The sequence below is a fragment of the Paraburkholderia sp. J8-2 genome (assembly GCF_905220195.1).
Taxonomy (GTDB): domain Bacteria; phylum Pseudomonadota; class Gammaproteobacteria; order Burkholderiales; family Burkholderiaceae; genus Paraburkholderia.
In genome coordinates this window covers 1-17,925 of sequence record NZ_CAJMZA010000023.1, presented here as the reverse complement: position 1 = coordinate 17,925, position 17,925 = coordinate 1, and the positions used below count along the sequence as shown (strand labels likewise).

The window sequence follows — 17,925 nt, the reverse complement described above, 5'->3', positions numbered from 1 at the left end:
CGCACGCGCGCAAGCGCCCCACGACCTCTTCATGCCATGATCGAGATTCGCTCGAAGCGCCTGTGCAGAACACGAATCAGTCTTGCCGTCGCGCTCGCGGCGACGGCCTTTGCCGCCCACGGACAAGTGCGGGTGCCGACGCCGCCGAATAGCGGCCAGTTGCTTCAGCAGGCGCCACAGCCGCAGTTGCAGCCGCCGCCCTCGAATCTCGACCTCACGATCCAGCCGCCGAAGAACGCGCCGGCCGACAACACGAAGACGTTTCCGGTGCGCCAGATCGAGATCACGGGCAACACGCAATTGCCCGCCGACATGCTGCACGCCATCGTCGCGCCGAGCGAGGGGAAGAACCTCACGTTGAGCGACCTGAACGCGCTCGCCGACCAGATCAGCGAGGTGTACCACCAGCACGGCTTCCCGCTCGCGACGGCCTATGTGCCCGCGCAGACGATCGAGAACGGCGTCGTGCGCATCGACGTGGCGGAGGCGCGCTACGGCGCCGTCTTGCTGAACAACCAGAGCCGCGTATCGGACCGTGTGCTGAACAATACGCTGGCGGCATTGCAGTCGGGGCAGCCGGTGAGCGAGTTCGAGCTGGAGCGCACGCTGCTGCTTTTGCAGGACATTCCGGGCGCGCTGGTCAGTTCGACGATGCGGCCCGGGCAACAGGTGGGCACGTCCGATCTGCTCGTCGACGTCACGCCCCAGCAGCGCGTGACCGGCGACGCCGGGGTGGACAACTTCGGCGACCCCTATAGCGGTCGCGTGCGCGGCAGCGGCAACCTGAACATCAACGGCCTGTTCGACCAGGGCGACCTGTTCGACTTCAGCGCGCTGACGACGGGCCCCGGCATGACCTACGGACGCATGGATTATCGTTACCTGCTCAACGGGCAGGGTACGACGCTCGGGGCCACGGTGTCGGGCCTGAACTACCATCTGCGCAACGATCTCTCCGATCTCGACGCGCACGGGTCGGCCTTCGTTGGCGGCGTGGTGCTCGCGCAGCCGCTGATCCGCAATACGCGGGGCAATCTCTACGGGCAGATCGAATATGACTTTCGCCGGCTGAACGACAACATCGATATCATCGGACTCCAGAACGATCGCCACACGAACAGCGTGACCACCACGCTCGCGGGCGACCAGCTCGATTCGATGGGCGTGAGCAATGCGCGCGTTGCGCTGACCTACGGCGTACTCGCGGCGAACAACCTGCAAACCGATATCATCGACCAGCTCGGCGCGGATACCGCGGGCCACTACGTCAAGCTCGCGCTGTCGCTGTCGCGTCTGCAACAGTTCACGCACAGCGATGCGCTGTACTTCGGCTTCTCGGGGCAGACGTCGAGCAAGAACCTCGACACCTCCGAGCAGTTCTACCTGGGCGGCCCCGATAGCGTGCGCGGCTACGACGTTGGCGTGCTGTCCGGCTCGCGGGGCTATCTGGCGACGGTCGAATACCGGCACGACGCCGCGTTCCAGAACATTCCGGGCATCTGGCAGTTTTCCGTCTTCGTCGATACGGGGTGGGTGCAGCAGTACAAGAACCCGTTCGTTCCCGGACCCAACACAGGCCAGTTGAGCAGCGCCGGCTTTGGCGTGCAATGGAACGGACCCTACAAGCTTCTGCTGAGCGCGAGTGTGGCCTTCCCGTTTGGACGCACGCCGGAAATACTCAGCGCGAACGCCAACACGTCCGTCCACTGCTGGGTGCAGTTGCGCAAGGCTTTCTAGGGGGCAGGCGCGGGAACGCGCCGCGTCGTTGCTATGAACGGCCCGGCGATACGGGCAGCGGGCCGAAGAACATCCTCTTGAGCCGACTCTTGCCGAGCGCGCGTCCCAGCTCCGCGATCACGCAGTAGTTGAAGACCAGCGTCACCAGCAGGATCTGGATGGCCCAGAAGCGCGGCCAGCTGATCTGCAGGAACATCTCGTGGTTTGCGCCAGCGAAACTGCCGGCTTCTTTCCAGAAGTCGTAGAGGCGCTCCAGATAATGAATGACGAGCGCGACGATCGTGTACATCAGCGTTTTCCAGGCGACGTTCCAGACGAGCGGTTTGTCGGGAAAGCGGTTGATGAAGGGCAGCATGTCGGCGAGCAGCACGGACTTGCCGAGGATGAGCGAGGCGATCAGCACGGACCCCGAGGCGGGCAACGTGATGCCGGTTTCCTTGACCATCAGCGTACGAACCAGCGCGATGATGTGGAGAATGACGAAGAAAAAGATCGTCGGCGGCAAGACCTTCTTGAACTCTTCCTTTAGCTTTTCCATCAGCGAGTGCATGGCGGACTCCAGTCATCGGCGATGTTCGCGAAGGCACCGCCCCGCGGGCGTATGCCCCCGGGGCGGTGCGAACATCCTAACTGTACGCGTTACGCTGATGGAAGCGGCATGGCAGGTCAATACGGCGCGTTGACCACGACGTACTGTGCGCCTTGCGGCTGGTACCAGGTACCGCCGCATTGCTGGTACACCATGCCGCCATAGTTCACCGGCACACAGTTGGACGGCACCGAGCGGACGATGGAGCCGACCACCGCGGACGTCACGCCCACGGCGGCCGTGACGGCGGCCGCCGTGGCGACTGGGTGGTAGTCGTCGTCCCAGCCGCCGTGGTGGTCGTTCTGGACGTTCACATTGACGTTGCGATTCACGTTGACATTGCGATTCGCGTTGACGTTGTTCACGCTCGTGTTGCGCACGTTGCGCGTGCGTGCGTCGGCATTCACGTTGTTCACGGGCGGGTGGTTGGCGCGTGCGCCGCCACCGCCGCCTGCGTGCATACCACCGCCCCCGCCTGGGTGCACGCCGCCACCGCCACCGCCGCCGCCTCTAAAGGCGCTCGCGGAAGGCGGCACCGTGAAGGCAACGCAGGCAGCGACCACGACAGGAAGGAGCCGGACGGGATTTCGCATGAGTGTGGTCTTCATGGGCCTACCCCTTGTTCTTGACCGGAACGATTTCGATCTTCTTCGCGCCAGCGGGCGGATGGAACGAGAACGTGGCGTCGTTGAAGGTGGCGTGCGTCGTCCAGTCAATGACTGAACTGGACTGCGGGCGTGCGTCGTCGTCGCGGCGCGTGATCACGATCTTGCGCGGCAATGGACTTTCCCCGACCTTGATCCAGATTTGCCAGTCAAGATCCTTCTGGCGGAATGCGTAGTGATTGCACAGGTCTGAACCGATATAGTCCTGGCCCGCGAACATGGCGGACTCGAACTGCTCAGCGGGCGCGTTCGGCGTTCCCCAGATGAACAGATCGGCGAGCGGGAACTCCACACCATAGTTCACGTTGAGCTTGTCGATCAAACCCGCGATCGTGCCGTCGAACGCGACGCTCGAGTAGTACTTCTGGGCCGGAGAAAAAAGCGTAACCGTTTTGCCGTCGAAGATGATCTCGCGCTCGCTTCGTGCACTCGACATGAGTGCGCGTATGCGGTGCGGCCGATCGACGTCTACGTCCGCCGTTGCCGTGTGCTGGAGCTTCTGGCCGTCTTCCAGCACGCGCTCGCCGGTGAGTTCGGTCGAAACGCTGAAGCGTTTGAGTGACTGAAGGTAGGCCCCCATCTTCTTGAGCGCTTCGACTGCCGCTGGGTCGACTGGATTGGCAACGCTGCTTGCCGCGACCGGCGCGGAAGCCTGTGCGAAAGCCTGTGGCGCAACGAGTGTCGCGGCCAGTACGGCCACGCATGTAACCCTTCTCTTCATCGTGTTCTCCCGGCATATGAGCGAGAAGCCGCAGAAACGTGAAAGCATCGTTTTAGCAGGCGCTTTCGCAGCGTCGCGCTGCGCGCTTGCAGTGCCTAATGTAATGGCCGGAATCGCGAAAGGGAAGGCTTCTGCCCAATATTGCCCAAAGGGGAAATGGGATTGCCCCAAGTCCCGATGTTGCAACTCGCGTAACCGCGCAATGCTTTACCGAAGGTCCATGTCGTACACATGCTCGATAGATGGGTTGGCGATGCATCTGCTTCATCTGTCTCTTTCGTGGATCGTGCATCGAGGTAATGAATTGCATAGGATTGCAATGTAATCGAACGACTCCAGCGGAGCAGGCCCCGACCCCGTACGGCGTTGTGCGCGCGTCTGTACAAGACTCGATGTACCGGTGAGGTGGGTGTCGTATGAACGTGATGCGGCAGATGATCGTGATCGTGGAGGACGACGCCGGCTTGCGGCGCGCCCTCGAGCGGCTGCTGCGGTATTCGGGCTTTCGCACGCGGTCGTTTCGCAGCGCCGAGGACGCCAATCTATTCGAACTCGCCTCCACAGCGCGCTGCCTCGTCATCGACGTTCAACTGCCGGGCTTATCGGGGCCAGCTTTCTACGATACGTTGCATGCGCCGCGGCCGCCCGCGGTGTTCATGACGGCTTATGACGGCGCACGCATGCGTGGCGCCGTCGAAAGCACCGGCGCGCATGCGCTGCTGACCAAGCCGTTCCCCGGCGAGGTGCTGGTCGAGGCGATTGCCAAAGCGACCGCAACGGCCTGACGCGAACCGACTGCGGTGCAGCCGTGTCGATGATTGCCGTGGACCTTGACGTTCCCACGTCGCGTCGCCGTTTCTGCCGTATTGGGGCCTCAGCGTGAATGGCCCGCCGCCACCCTGCACAGTCACAACCACGATCGAATGCCTGGTTCCCTGCCTGATTGTTTTCGCAATGCCACGGGGTGGCCATTGAGATTTCGGCAAACGATTTTGCCGTTTTGGGCAATCCCAATCCCTATTCACACCTTCATACGGAAGCCAACGCATTGCCAGTTATTTTTAACGGCAGCGCAGGAAAATAATACCGTTCATAAATGACAATAATCGAGAATTAGTCAAATTTTCCGCATGAATCCTCAAAAAACGATAGTGACGCCAATCGCGCAGGGTTTCTGAAAAGTTGCTATAAACCGATATAAGTTAGACGCATTCAAGAAGTCAGTTGCGACGATTGCGCGCTGTGGCCATTGCACGAACCTGGAATATCGTCGCATCGCACGATGAACGGCGGAGAAAAGCGTGACGGATCTTGAACAGACGGTGATTCATATTATCGATGACGACGCGGCAATGCGGACTGCATTATCGCGGCTTGTGAGGAGCGCCGGCTTCGAGGCGCGTGTGTATGCCTCCGCGGGAGACTTCCTGGTGAGCGCCCTGGACAACCGTCCGGGATGCATTCTTTTGGACCTCGAACTGGGCGGCCCGAGCGGCCTGGAACTGCAGCAGGCGTTGCTGCGCGACGCGCGGGCATTGCCCATTGTGTTCATGAGTGCCTACAGCGACGTGCCGCGCACCGTGCAAGCGATGAAGGCAGGTGCTGTCGATTTCCTGCTCAAGCCGTTCGAGCGGCAAGCGTTGTTCGACGCGATCGGCACGGCGTTGCGTGCGAACGCGATGCAGGCGCCCGTGCGGCACCCAGCGGCGGTGCAGCTTGCGGACCGTGAGCAGGTTGTGTTGCGCGGCATCGCCGCCGGACTTCGAAACAAGCAGATCGCAGCGGAACTCGGGTTGTCCGAACGCACGATCAAGTCTTGTCGCGCCGACCTGATGCGCAAGGTAGGCGCGACCTCGCTCGCTGAGTTGCTGCGCCGCACACAAGCGATGGTCAGTTTGCCTGCTTAAAAGCGTGAAGGACGAACAGCGCCTGCGATGTTGTCGTGATCGCCGCCCGGACAGATTGGCGAGCTAACGCCGCTTTTGGCGCGAATGCCATTTCGGTTTAGTTGTTGCGGATATTGAGTGTGTTCGGTGCATCGTAGTTATCTGATAGGCATTTTAGGCATTTTTCATCGTCGATTTACTGCTTTGCTAGCAAACATATAAATTCAGAAGATTCCGGCGAACCAGTCAGGCTGCATTTGCATTGATCATGGCCGATGCATGCTCTGATGAGATCTTCTTCAGTTCTTTTTTTGCAGTTGCCATGGCCCGTTGCCCGTTCGGCAGTAGCGCGGATGCAGATTGAGGGTTTGCCCCTTCGCATTCAGGACCACATCGACGATGCGGCAAGTCCGGTCACCGGTCTTCGAGGTGTCGTGAGGTGTCAACGTGGCGTCGATCTTCACGCCGTTGCCCAAGCCTTCATTCGTCCACTGCGCCGATTCGCCGTCGCTTTTCGAGTTCAGTGCGGCGATGGCCGCCTGCTTGACCGAGTCGATGTCTTTCTGCTTCATGTAACTGAGCGGCGTGTCGTGCAGAAACTCAAGGTTCGCAGCAAAGGCGCTGTGCACGTAGAGGAGCAGGGCGCAGGCAGTTGTCGCCGCGTGCGCCAACGCGCGTACTGGTGAAGTCTTCCGGCTGTGCGAGATCATGGGTCCCTTCCTTGAGCATGGCCTGTTGACGCTTACCCCCGCTTGTGAATTTGCGGTGGCTTCCACGAACCGTCCAGAATGGGCTCCTTGCCCCAGTATGCCCGGATATAGAGCGAGAACGTGCCGTCCGGGGCAGGCAGCCAGTTCGACTCCCGGTCGGCGCCCGGCGACTTCGAGCCAGCATAGAGCGTGAGGGAGCCATCGGCGTTGCGGTTCAACGTCGTGTTCTTGGTGCCGAGCGAATAGCGCTTGAGGTCGTTGGCGTGAAAGAGATGCTTGTCGTTGTAAAGCGTGAGCGACCAGAAGCCGTTGACAGGGGGCTCTTCGCCTTTCGCAAAGACGATCTCGTAGGTGTTCGCACCGCTGAGTGGTGCGCCGGTCGCGTCCAGGTCCGTATAGAAGTACTGCGTTTCGCTGGGGCGATTGTCGAACATGTTCGACTTTGCCGTGCCGGTGCGGTCGAAATAATCGAAGCCCGTCTGCGCGTTATTGGCCGAGCGGTTCCAGCCGTTGCCGGCCGGCACGCCGTTGCGACGCCACTCGAAGAATGGAGCAATCACTTCCCGCTCCGTGTCGACGGCGCTGGAGACGAGCGCCTTTTTAATTTCGGGGTCGCGGTTCGCAACTTCCATGAGCGAGCGGAATTGCGCATGGAGCGCCTCCTCGCCGGGCAGCGGCGCTACGGTATCCAGCACCTCGCCGAATTGCTCGAAGAATTGTTCCGGGACGACCCACTTGGTTTCTCCGCCGTCGGCGCTGTCGTTTTGCGCCTGTGCAGGTGGCTTGATGATCGGCGCCTGATTCCAGACTATCGTCTTCATCTGGCCATCGAATTGCGTGAGCGGATAAAACACGATCTGATTGAGCACGGGCTGAATCGCCTGCTTGTCCTCAGGTGTGTCGTTCTGGAACACGCGCGGAATGGCGTTGGCGAGCGCCGTCGGGCAGCGAATGATTTCGGTGATACCCGAGGGCTTGCTCCCTTTCCAGTTTGGCCCGACGAGCAGGTAAAAGCCGTGGCGCGACTGGTACGCCTTGCCGAGATGGCCGAACTGGTTGGTGCGCGCGTCGTAGAGCGCGTAGACCCAGAAGCGCTCGCCGAAATCGGGCACCTGTGCGACAACGGGCTCGTCGTCGAGCGAGAAGAAGCCGAGGCCGTAGACGACGTCCTGGTTTGGACAGGTTACGAACGTCTGGGCCGGATCAATGTAATCATGAAGCATGCCAACCTGGCCGCGCGGCGCCGCCGGAAGCACGCCATTGAGCAGGCCAGGGTACGGCGCCCTGGTGATACGTGCGCTCCGGTTGAGCATGTTCACCATTGGCCAGCCCCACACATAGGCCATGCGCGCAATCACTTGCGCATATTCGGGGTGCATGTTGATCCCCGACGGTGGAGACGCCTGCGCGGACGCGCTGGGCGCGGCGGCTTGGGCATCTTTCGCCGCCGCTAGTTTGCGTGTCGGGTTCATTTCATCTTGATCGGGCATGTCACTCTCGCTTTGTCGATCATGGCGTCGATAACTGCGCTGGCAACTCGGCATACCGGTGGCAGATGCACTGCGCTTTGTGCGCCTTCCCCGTTCAGGACTTTCATTCGGCGAGGCGAGCCCATAGCGCTTCATCGTGCGGCTGCATGGCAGTCCGCAGGGCCAGTTTTGCTCAGGCACCGAACTGAGGCGATAGGGAGTTCGGGCAATTGGATTGCCCTTTGGTGCAATCTGGCGCTTAACCCTTTATTTTCGTTGGGGGCGCCGCTAAATTACGCGCTGAAGGACGAACGGAAGGACGAACTGAAGGACAAATCGAGCGTCTCGCGCGAAGATGGAGAGCCCGAAATGATGCCGGCCACCGACACCAGGAATCCGGGCAACACGTACCGTTCTGAAGCGCGCTCTTTCCGACGCGCGCGCCGCACACATGGGACGGCCGTGCATGCGGCCGCAGCCGTGCTTCTGGCGGCGAGCCAGTTGCTCATGCCCGCCGCGGCGACGGCGCAAACTTCGTCCCTCCCCGAATTTACCGGACCGAATGTACAAAAGCGCGCAAATGCCGTGCTTGCCTTGCTGTCCTTTACCGTCACGCCGGACCTTTCCGCGAGCACGCTCGGCATTCGCAACGGCTCCACGGGCGACCCCTCGCTGAGCATGACGCAGTTCGGCGGCGGCTTTACGCTGAGCCAGAGTTTTCCGCTCTATCTGGAGGGGGCGATCGGCGGGTCCCGCTACGATCCCACGTTCGTCGCCACGGACGGCCAGCAGGAGCGCGCGCTGCCCACCCGCTGGACCAACGTGGCGGCCACGGGCGGCATAGGCTGGGACTTTCCGCTCAACGAAAAGAAGGATCTCGTGATCCGGCCGATCTTCAACTTCTCGCTCGGCGAGGTGATCAGCGACGCGACCGCGGCGCAATTCCTCGTCAACCGGAAGACCGACAAGAACATCGACTTCATCCAGAACGGCAGGCTCAATGCGTATGGACTTGGCGGCTCACTGATGATTGGCTGGTATCCCCGCCAGGAGCCTTACGAGTTCGACCTCGAACTGCGCTACACCGACATCTATCTGCAGAGCTTTGGATCGTCCAGCGGCGTGCGCGGGACCGCGAATGCGCAGTCCACGAATCTCTACGCGCGCTGGCGCGCACCGACCGGGCTGCTCGCGTTCAACCGGCCGCTGCGCTATGTCCTCGAACTGTCGCACTCGGATTACCTCGGCAGTCAGGCCGACATCCTCGGCTTCAATCAGCTTACGTCGCTCGGCGCAGGTATCGAAATCGACACCGGCGCGGTCACCAAGCTCTTCTCGCGTTTGCGCATCGTGGCCCGCTACGCGTTCGGCAAGGATGTGACGGGCGCGTCGCTCGGTGTTGCGCTCAGTTTCTGAGTGGTACGGGTCATTGTCACGAAGGCGCCGCTACCCGCCAGGGGTGACGGTTCTTATACTGGATCTCATCGCCGCAACGCACGCAAGTCGCCTATGGAGGGACGCCATGACGAAGCCGGCCTGGTGGCTGTTCATGTTCTGCCTGGTCCTGTTTGCGCCGGCACCATCCGGCGCCGCCGCCGAAGCCGCACAGCCATCTCAGGCGGCCGCCGCCGCGCCTGCGAGCGCGAGCACTGCGCCAGGCGGCGCGCTGCGGGTGGCGATCGCCACGGTCGCCCCGTTCGTGTTGCCGGAGACGGCAACCCCGGTGGGCTTCAGCATCGACATATGGTATGAGATTGCGCGCCGCATGCATGTCGATTTCACATGGGATCGCGTCGCGAACCAGCCTGATCTGCTGAGCGTCGTACAGCGTGGTGATGCGGATGTCGCCATCGCGGCGATCACCCTGACGCCGGAACGCGAAAAGCGCGTCGACTTCTCGCTGCCGTATTTCGATTCCGGCTTGCAGATCATGGTGCGCGCGCAAAGCGACAGCTCGTTCGTCGCTTCGCTCCGTTCGGTTCCGTGGCTCGCCCTCGGGCAGTTCCTTGCCGTCTCCGTCGTGATCGTCTTCGTTCTCGCCAATCTCGTATGGTTGATCGAGCGCCGCAACGATCCCAACTTCCAGAAGCCCTGGCTGCGCGCAGTCGGCGAAGGGCTCTGGGTGACCATGCTGATCATCGCGACTGGCGAACATGGCGAGCGCGAGAGCGCCGGGCTCTGGAAAAGGATACTGGTGCCCGCAATGTGGCTGATCGGGGTGGTGCTGATCGCGCAGTTCACGGCGACCGTGACGTCATTGCAAACAGTGGCGCGGCTGCAGTCGAATATTCGCGGACCGGACGATCTTCCAGGCAAGACAATCGGCACAGTGCCCGGCACGGTTGCCGCACAGTACCTCACCGGGCGCGGCTTGCCGTTCGTGAGCGTCAACAGCGCCGCCGACGGTTTCCGCATGCTGATGCGCGGCGACGTGCAGGCCATTGTCTACGACGCGCCCACGCTGCAGTATTGGGCAGGCCGGCTCGGCAACGGGAAGCTGGCGGTAGTGGGCCCGATATTCCTGCCTGCAAAGTATGGGATCGCAGTTGCGAACGGCAGCCCGTTGCGCAAGACCATCAACGAGACCTTGCTCGGGATGTACGAGGACGGAAGCTATGAACAGATTTACCAGAAATGGTTTGCGGCGAGCAAATAATCGTCGCGGCCTGGCTGGCGAAAGTTGAACCGCGCAGCCGTATCGTTTTGCCTTGGCGCGGCCGTCATGCTGAAGCGGCCGCGCCGAAGGCGTCAGGGTGCGACGGTGGCAGGCTCCGTGGCGTAGAACATCCGGGTTAGCGAGTCGGCGTGAATCTGCGGACCGTCGATCACGAAAAGCGACTCGCGAAACGCGTGCTCAACGTCGAATCGACCGGCTAACCAGCCGCGCAATGCGGCTTCGGACATGATGACAATATTGCTGCGTTTCGCCTCTTCCGTTGTCGTCACGTCGGGGATCTCCGGAACGATGTCCGGATCGAAGCCTTCCGTGGTGGCGTGGAAAAAGCCCCACGTATCGTTTTCGATGAGCAGGACATAAAAGTCAGGCAAGTCGAGGAGACACGCCTCCGTGTGCGCGTCTTCAATGCGCGCTTGCAGCAGATTCAACGCCTCGACCGCGGCCATGCGCTTTCGCGCTGCGGCGAGCGCGCCCTCGTCGATGTCGATCGCTTCGATCAGATCCGCCTCGATCGCCTTTCGCGTTGCAACGGCCACGCTCAGCGCGAGCGGGTGGCTGATACCGAACTCGATCTTGAACTCACAGACTGCGCACATGGCGGAACCTCACGGCGTAACGATGTTGAACCAGAAGTCGAAGGTGTCGAGCCACGAAACGAACTCACCGAGTTTCTGGCTATTGCCGTCGACCTTCACGTCGCCAGCCATGACGAGCTTCTGCATGTTGGTTTTGCCCATCATGATGTCGTTGAGGTTGGCGCGTGTCATCGTGACTGTCGCGTCGGCCGCTTTCGAGTTCTTGTTCCTCGAATAGTGCAGCGCGCTGTTCTCGACGCCCAGCACGTAGTTCTCTTTCGTATCGGTCAGATTGAGGTTGAACTCGGCCGTCTTGCCGGCCGCACGGTCGCCGTTGAGCCGGATGCCGAGGTAATCGAGGAACATGTCGAGCGGCATGGCCTGGATGGTGTCCGGGCTTTGCGGCTGCGGGGCGGGCAGTTGCTGAATGCCTTTACGCAGCTCCATGGCGCCGGTCAGATAGAAGTTGCGCCATGACGCCGATTCGGACTGGTAGCCGAGTTGCTCGTAGGTGTCGGCGAGGAGTTGCTTCGCGGCCGTGTTTTGCGGCTCCGCGAACACCACGTGATTCACGACTTCCGCGACCCAACGGTACTCGCCCTTGCTGTAATACCCGTGCGCCTTGCTGAGGACGGCGGCCGAGCCGCCCATGAACTCCACGTACCGCTTGCCGGCGTCGGTCGGCGGCAGGCGGTGCAGATTGGCCGGTACGCCGTCGAAGAAGCCGAGCCGCAGGTTGTACTGCGCAACGGCGTCGTGATAGACCGTGCCGTAGTAGCCGCGGCAGAACCAGTGTTTCGCGAGGCTGTCGGGCAGCCGCATCGCTTCGCCGATCTCCAGCGGCGTCATGCCCTTGTTGGCCATGCGCAGCACCTGGTCGTGCATGTAGCGGTACATGTCGCGTTGCGCGCGCAGGAAGGCGACAACGCGATCGTTGCCCCACGTGGGCCAGTAGTGCGAGGCGAAAACCACCTGCATGTCGTCGCCGAACATGTCGAGCGACGACTGCAGGTACTTCGACCAGAGGAGGGCGTCGCGAACCTTCGCGCCTCGCAGCGTGTACAGATTATGCAGCGTATGGGTGGCGTCTTCCGCGGCGCAAAACGCCTTGTACTTCGGCAGATAGAACATGAACTCCGAAGGCGCCTCCGATTCGGGCGCCATCAGTACCACGAGTTCCACGCCATCCAGCGTCAATTTTTGCCCGGTCTTTTCGGCGAACATGGAGGGCACGGCCAACGTGATCGTGCCGACCGAAGTGGTCTTGCCGAGGCCGCCGTCGACAATGCCCGTGGGGCTGCGCGGCAGCAGCGAGCCGTACATGTAGCTCGCACGGCGCCCCATGGCGTTCCCGGCGATGATGTTCTCACCCACGGCCGCTTCGGTGAAGCCGGCGGGTGCCACGATCTGAACTTTGCCGGACTTCAGGTCGTCGTCGCTCACGAGCCCGCGTACGCCGCCGTAGTGATCTACGTGGCTGTGCGTATAGATGACGTGCGTGATGGGCTTGTCGCCAAGATGCGGAATGACGAGTTGCTTCCAGACTGCCGAGGCCACGTCGGTCGTGATGAACGGATCGACCACGATATAGCCGTGGTCGCCGCGAATGATGCTCATGACGGAGAGGTCGTAGCCGCGCACCTGCCAGACGCCGTCGACCACCGCGAAGAGACCGTGATTCATGTTCAGCTTGGCGTTGCGCCAGAGGCTCGGGTTCACGGTCGGTGGCGAGTTGTTTTCCGGGCCACCGCTCACGAACGCGAACTGCTGAAGGTCCCACGCCGGGGTGCCGTTTGCCTGCTTGATGATGACGGGTTCGGGGAGCGTTGCGATGAGCCCGCGTTTGGCGTCTTCGAAGTCCTGTGCGTCTTCGAAGGAAAGGAAGTCGGCATATTGCTTGTTCACCGCGATGGTCGCGGCCGAAGCTGGCTTCGACGCGCCGCCCGTCGGGGTTGCGCTCGAACCGGCTTGCGCCAGCGCCTCGCCTACCGCGCCGGGAAGCGTCGTGGCCACCCCGGCCACTGCCACGTTCTTCAGGAATGTTCTGCGTCCGCTCGCTTTTGCCGCGTCATCCGGTTCAGACATGATCACCTCCGGGTTAGGGGTGGAAATATCAGGCGCAGGCGGCCTGCGAGATCGATCAAGACCTCTGGTAACACTTTTCGCAGAGTCTCCCGATTGCGGCTATAGGTGCTTGGGGCAATATCATTGCCCGTTGGTGCAATACGATTCATACGGCAAATTCGACACCTGAGGGAAGGGATATTGCGCGACGTTTGCGAACGAAAACTCGCGAGTAGCAACGACTGCATGGCCATCAAATAGGGCAGTACAACGAACGACTCGATGCTAGACTGAATGGGGTCGGCTGAACGCGCATCAAAAAACTTACCCAGAACGAGGTGGGCAAATGGCGGGCACGCAAACATTGGCTGAAAGGCAGGCGGCGGGGCGTCAGGCGCGCGAACGTGCGAAGCGTTCCCGGCACGCGGAGATCGGCAACACCGAACGCGACCCCGTCGAACTGCTTCGGGCAAACAGCGCAGGACGGGTCGACGCGCTTGTGCCGTTGCGCTATGGACGCATGTCCCTCTCTCCATTCACGTTCTATCGTGGCAGCGCAATCATCCAGGCCCACGATCTCGCCGGAACGGTCAACTCCGGAATTGCCTTTCCCATATGCGGCGACGCACACCTCATGAACTTCGGCGGCTTCGCGACGCCGGAGCGGCAACTGGTGTTCGACCTGAACGACTTCGACGAGGTCGCAAACGGACCATGGGAATGGGACCTCAAGCGGCTCGTTGCGAGCTTCGCTATTGCCGGCGAGCACATGGGCATGGGGCGCGGTCCCATCGGCGAGTTCGTATCGGCCGCGGTTCACGAATACGCCGAGCGCATGCGCGAATACTCGGAATACAGCACCCTGGATTTGTGGCACGAGATCATCTCGTTCGAACGCATGATGGAGACCGCCGCGACCGAAGAAGGCCGGGCGCTCATCGCCAAGACGAGCAAAAAGGCGGCTTCGCGAACGCACGAAAGCGTGCTCGCCAAGATGGCGACGCTGCGCGACGGCCGCTGGACGATCCAGGACGCGCCGCCCGCGCTGTTCCATCCCACCGGGCCGAATTCGCTGCTCGGCAAGGATAGCAACTGGTCCAACGCCGAAGCGTGGCAAGGCAAACTCGCCAAGGCGTTCGACGAATACCTGAGCACGCTTTCGACCGAGCGCCGCATGATGATCGGTCAATACGAGCTTCACGATATCGCGTTCAAGGTGGTGGGCGTTGGGAGTGTCGGCACGTTCTGCCTTGTCATGCTGTTCGTGGACGGTCACGGGAAGCCGCTGTTCCTGCAGGTCAAGGAGGCGCGCGGGTCCGTGATCGCCAGATACTACGAGGCGCCCGGCCTCGAGCATCAGGGCCAGCGTGTGGTTGTCGGCCAGCGGCTGCTGCAGGCGGCCAGCGATTCGTTCCTCGGCTGGACTTCGGGGCCTGCCGGCAGGAACTTCTATTTCCGCCAATTGCGCGACATGAAGGTGTCGGCGGAAGTGGAGCGGATGAACAGCACCTTGATGCAAGGCTACGCGCGCCTGTGCGGTTGGGCGCTCGCTCGCGCGCATGCCAAGGCGAGCGGAAAGGCTGTCGAGATCGCGGCCTATCTCGGCAATGGCGACCGCCTCGCCGAAGCGCTAACCGAGTATTCGTTGGCGTACGCCGCGCAGAACGAGGCCGATTACAAGGCGTTCATGCAAGCCTGCCGCTCCGGAAAACTCGAGGCGCGCAGCGACGAAGACATGGCGGCGGATTTTCGCGTGTGACTTTCCGCGTTCGGCAGCGAGCTTTGGGGGAGCCGGCAGCAGGCCGGCTAGCCGCTTGATCGACGTGACATTCCCCACTCCGTGCGTGAGACTCGGTTGCGGCCGGCCGACCAACGGCGCGCTCCCGTCGCCCTGTAAGCATTGGGCGCCCCTCGATCCGAAATCACCTATCGCGCCTGGTCTCGCAAAAAAACTTCTCCAGCTGTAACCAGAAAGCGTTACCCAACGAACTAACGGTCTCGGGCAACGAATGTCCGTGGCTGAACGCGGCTTGTTGGTGCCCCTGAATGCAGTGGGTATGCGGGTCTGCCTGGAGCGGTGGACTCAGTGAGCGCGCGCGACGAATTCAACGGCAATCCCGTCGCCCTGGAGATCGATCATGCTTGTACGGCTCGTTGCTGTTGCGTCCTTCCTGCTTGTCGCCCCCATTGTGGCGTCATCCCGCCCAGTCGTTGTCGAGCTGTTTACTTCCGAAGGGTGCTCCTCTTGCCCTCCGGCCGATGCTTTTTTGTCGGAGCTCTCTCGTGATCGCCCTGAGTTGCTTCCACTCGCCTTTCATGTGACGTACTGGAACAGTCTGGGCTGGCAGGACCCTTACTCTTTGGAGGCGGCCACACAGCGCCAGGCCGAGTACAGCGCCCGCTTCGGCGACAGTCCCTATACGCCGGAAATGGTCATCGACGGTCAGAAGGGACTGGTTGGTTCGAACCGGCGTGCCGCCGAAGCGGCGATCGCGAAAGCCCAAAAAGCTGACGAGGCCGAGGTGGCGGTGAGTGCTGTGCGTCACGGCAGGACGATATCGGTCACGGTTGGGCGCGGCGCCGGCCATGCGCAAGTCGTGCTGGTTGGCTATGACGCCGGGCACGTGACGAACGTTGCGCGAGGCGAAAACACAGGTCGCACGCTCAGGGAATCGAATATCGTTCGCTCGATACAAACCGTCGGCGAATGGACGGGTGCGCCGCTGAAGCTTGAAAGCGCGACCCCTGCCGGTGAACAGGCGGCAATTCTGATTCAGTCAACGGACGGTGCGATTATCGGTGCGGCGCGAGTCGCCGGCATAGGGCTCTGAGCAGGTCGGGAAGATTGGAATGACGTGGAATCCTTTTCGAATGTTTGATAAGGATTCCAAATCACATATTGACGCGCCGGGAGAAGCACCGGCGCTCAGTGCAGTGGCGGTACCTTCAGTGAAATCGAGTCTACCGAATCAGGAGTTCGCCATGTCATATGTCACCCGCAGGTCATCGTTTCTCTATCGAACCATCGCGCTCACAGCGGCGTTGGGATTCGCTTCAATCAGTGTTGCGCGAGCGGATTCTGAGGCCGATGTGCGAGGGGCGGTCTACGTCCTGACAAATCAGCCGTCCGGAAACTCGGTCATGGTCTTTTCTCGCGCTGGAAACGGAACACTGACCTACGCGGCCAGTTACTCAACCGGCGGAAAAGGCGCTGGCACGGGAGCCGATCCGCTAGGCTCGCAAGGTTCGCTGACGCTGGACTCGGGTTTTCTGCTCGCCGTGAATGCCGGCAGCAACGATGTTTCGCTCTTTGCGGTCGACGGCGACAAGCTGACGCTGCTCGACAGGGCGCCATCGGGCGGTCAAATGCCTGTTAGCGTGACCATGAAGGGGCCCATAGCGTATGTGGTCAATGCCGGCGGCACACCGAACATCAGCGGTTACTTCGTCGACGCGTTCGGCAAGCACCTCGTTGCGCTACCCGGCTCGCAACGGCCGCTTGCTGGCGGAGCCAACGCCCAGCCTGCGCAGGTCAAGTTCGCACCGGAAGGCAACGAATTGCTGGTGACCGAAAAGGGTACGCAACTCATAGACACCTATGCCGTTGGTTTTACCGGTTACGCTTCGACTGCGACACCTCATGCTTCAAACGGCGTGACTCCGTTCGGCTTTTCGATCACGGCACGCGGTTATGCAGTCGTCTCCGAAGCCGGGTCCGGGTCGGTTTCCTCATATGACGTCGTGGACGGCAAGCATCTCGATTCGATCACCGCTTCGATCCATCTGGGACAGTCCGCGCCGTGCTGGCTCGTCACAACCGGCGACGGACGTTATGCCTATACCGCCAATGCGGGCAGCGGCACGATCAGCAGTCTGCAGATTGGCGCGGACGGCACGCTAAGCTTGCTCAATCCAGCAGCAGGGACGCTCAGCGCGCCACTCGACATGGCGCTCAGCAGCCGCAGCAAGTTCCTGTACGTGCGGGAGGGAAACGGCGCGGTAAGCGGCTTTCGCGTGAAGCCTGACGGCGCGCTCGAACCGATTGGATCAGTGACCGGCGTACCGCCCGGAGCCCAGGGGATCGCAGCGCGCTAGGCGCGTCTATCCGATGGCCGCTTCAGGGGGCTGGCGATTGATGAGCGGGGCCGCCGATCCTCCAGGCGGCTCAAGGAATGACCCGTCCGCTGTTAAGGATGTTCGACGGGTCTATCGCGGTCTTAAGCTTGCGCATCAGGTCAAGCTCTGCATCCGAGCGGGTCAGTCCGAGAAAGGCGCGCTTGACCACGCCGATGCCGTGCTCCGCCGAGATGCACCCGCCCGCGTCGCGCACGGTCTCGTAGACGAGCGCCTCGACATCGAGCAGCGCGGATTCGTCGGCGTATGGGCCGCTTAGTACGTGCAGATTGCCGTCGCCGAGATGGCCGAAGAACAGATGCTTCTGCTGTGCAAACTTCTCTTCGAGGCGCGCGCGCAGCGTCGCGACGCAACGTTCCATCTCTTCCATCGGCACACCCACGTCGAAGGCCGCGTGCGGGCGCGTGGCGGCCAGCAACTCGCCGACCGATTCGCGCGCGGCCCACAACTGCTTTGCCTGCTCCAGCGACTGCGCGACGATCACGTCGTCGATCGTGCCTGCTTCGAGTGCGTCGCCAAGCGCTTCTTCGAGCGCGCGCTGAGCGTCGTCGTTGGCTTCGCCCAGTGTTTCGACGAGGGCGTAGACCGGATAACGCGTCGAAAAGGCAGGCTTGAGCCTGGCCACGTCGCAGGCGGCCAGCATGAAGTCGTCCCACATCAGTTCGAACGACGAAAGGCCCGGCAAGCGCATGCGCAAT

Annotated in this window: 16 protein-coding genes; 8 read left to right on the top strand and 8 right to left on the bottom strand. The window is 61.8% G+C overall.

Going from position 1 to position 17,925, the window contains the following annotated elements:
• Positions 1 to 36 precede the first annotated feature (36 nt).
• Positions 37 to 1,737, top strand: coding sequence for a ShlB/FhaC/HecB family hemolysin secretion/activation protein (locus tag U5A52_RS32060; RefSeq protein WP_321937896.1), 1,701 nt, complete (start codon positions 37 to 39; stop codon positions 1,735 to 1,737).
• 31 nt (positions 1,738 to 1,768) lie between these two features.
• Here the strand turns inward: U5A52_RS32060 and U5A52_RS32055 are convergent, their stop codons facing one another.
• From U5A52_RS32055 to U5A52_RS32045, 3 genes are all read right to left on the bottom strand, one after another.
• A complete protein-coding gene (locus tag U5A52_RS32055) occupies positions 1,769 to 2,287 on the bottom strand; it encodes a hypothetical protein (RefSeq protein WP_321913468.1) in 519 nt (172 codons plus the stop codon).
• A 116-nt stretch (positions 2,288 to 2,403) separates the two neighbouring features.
• Positions 2,404 to 2,934 carry a hypothetical protein gene (locus U5A52_RS32050; protein ID WP_321937894.1) on the bottom strand — a complete coding sequence of 177 codons (531 nt, stop codon included), beginning with the start codon at positions 2,932 to 2,934 and terminating at the stop codon, positions 2,404 to 2,406.
• A 4-nt stretch (positions 2,935 to 2,938) separates the two neighbouring features.
• A complete protein-coding gene (locus U5A52_RS32045) occupies positions 2,939 to 3,712 on the bottom strand; it encodes a DUF2092 domain-containing protein (RefSeq protein ID WP_321937892.1) in 774 nt (257 codons plus the stop codon).
• Positions 3,713 to 4,146: 434 nt separating this feature from the next.
• On the opposite strand from U5A52_RS32045, the gene U5A52_RS32040 reads away from it, so the two are divergent.
• A complete protein-coding gene (locus U5A52_RS32040; RefSeq protein ID WP_321937890.1) occupies positions 4,147 to 4,497 on the top strand; it encodes a response regulator in 351 nt (116 codons plus the stop codon).
• Positions 4,498 to 5,013: 516 nt separating this feature from the next.
• Entirely contained in the window at positions 5,014 to 5,619 is a 606-nt protein-coding gene (locus U5A52_RS32035) for a response regulator transcription factor (RefSeq protein WP_321913464.1), read from the top strand.
• 278 nt (positions 5,620 to 5,897) lie between these two features.
• Here the strand turns inward: U5A52_RS32035 and U5A52_RS32030 are convergent, their stop codons facing one another.
• Both U5A52_RS32030 and U5A52_RS32025 read right to left on the bottom strand, forming a co-directional pair.
• Positions 5,898 to 6,308, bottom strand: coding sequence for a hypothetical protein (locus tag U5A52_RS32030; protein WP_321913463.1), 411 nt, complete (start codon positions 6,306 to 6,308; stop codon positions 5,898 to 5,900).
• Positions 6,309 to 6,340: 32 nt separating this feature from the next.
• Complete coding sequence (locus U5A52_RS32025) at positions 6,341 to 7,798, bottom strand: DUF1254 domain-containing protein (protein WP_321937888.1); 1,458 nt, start codon at positions 7,796 to 7,798, stop codon at positions 6,341 to 6,343.
• 351 nt (positions 7,799 to 8,149) lie between these two features.
• Here U5A52_RS32025 and U5A52_RS32020 point away from each other — a divergent pair, with 351 nt between their 5' ends.
• Both U5A52_RS32020 and U5A52_RS32015 read left to right on the top strand, forming a co-directional pair.
• Positions 8,150 to 9,193 (top strand): hypothetical protein, encoded by a 1,044-nt coding sequence (locus U5A52_RS32020; RefSeq protein ID WP_415766111.1) that lies wholly within the window; start codon positions 8,150 to 8,152, stop codon positions 9,191 to 9,193.
• Between the two features lie 106 nt (positions 9,194 to 9,299).
• Entirely contained in the window at positions 9,300 to 10,433 is a 1,134-nt protein-coding gene (locus U5A52_RS32015; RefSeq protein WP_321937884.1) for a transporter substrate-binding domain-containing protein, read from the top strand.
• Positions 10,434 to 10,525: 92 nt separating this feature from the next.
• Here the strand turns inward: U5A52_RS32015 and U5A52_RS32010 are convergent, their stop codons facing one another.
• Complete coding sequence (locus U5A52_RS32010) at positions 10,526 to 11,050, bottom strand: hypothetical protein (RefSeq protein ID WP_321913459.1); 525 nt, start codon at positions 11,048 to 11,050, stop codon at positions 10,526 to 10,528.
• 9 nt (positions 11,051 to 11,059) lie between these two features.
• Positions 11,060 to 13,114 carry an alkyl/aryl-sulfatase gene (locus U5A52_RS32005; RefSeq protein ID WP_321937882.1) on the bottom strand — a complete coding sequence of 685 codons (2,055 nt, stop codon included), beginning with the start codon at positions 13,112 to 13,114 and terminating at the stop codon, positions 11,060 to 11,062.
• 325 nt (positions 13,115 to 13,439) lie between these two features.
• On the opposite strand from U5A52_RS32005, the gene U5A52_RS32000 reads away from it, so the two are divergent.
• The 3 genes from U5A52_RS32000 to U5A52_RS31990 all read left to right on the top strand — a co-directional run bounded on the left by U5A52_RS32000 (position 13,440) and on the right by U5A52_RS31990 (position 17,188).
• Positions 13,440 to 14,852, top strand: coding sequence for a DUF2252 domain-containing protein (locus U5A52_RS32000; RefSeq protein ID WP_321913457.1), 1,413 nt, complete (start codon positions 13,440 to 13,442; stop codon positions 14,850 to 14,852).
• A 379-nt stretch (positions 14,853 to 15,231) separates the two neighbouring features.
• Positions 15,232 to 15,924 (top strand): DUF1223 domain-containing protein, encoded by a 693-nt coding sequence (locus U5A52_RS31995; protein WP_321937880.1) that lies wholly within the window; start codon positions 15,232 to 15,234, stop codon positions 15,922 to 15,924.
• A gap of 19 nt (positions 15,925 to 15,943) precedes the next feature.
• The gene (locus U5A52_RS31990) at positions 15,944 to 17,188 is read left to right on the top strand and encodes a lactonase family protein (protein WP_321937878.1); all 1,245 of its coding nucleotides are present in this window, start codon (positions 15,944 to 15,946) and stop codon (positions 17,186 to 17,188) included.
• Between the two features lie 70 nt (positions 17,189 to 17,258).
• On the opposite strand, the gene U5A52_RS31985 is transcribed toward U5A52_RS31990, so the two are convergent.
• Positions 17,259 to 17,925: FAD-binding oxidoreductase (locus U5A52_RS31985; RefSeq protein ID WP_321937875.1), on the bottom strand; the 667-nt coding region annotated here is incomplete at its 5' end.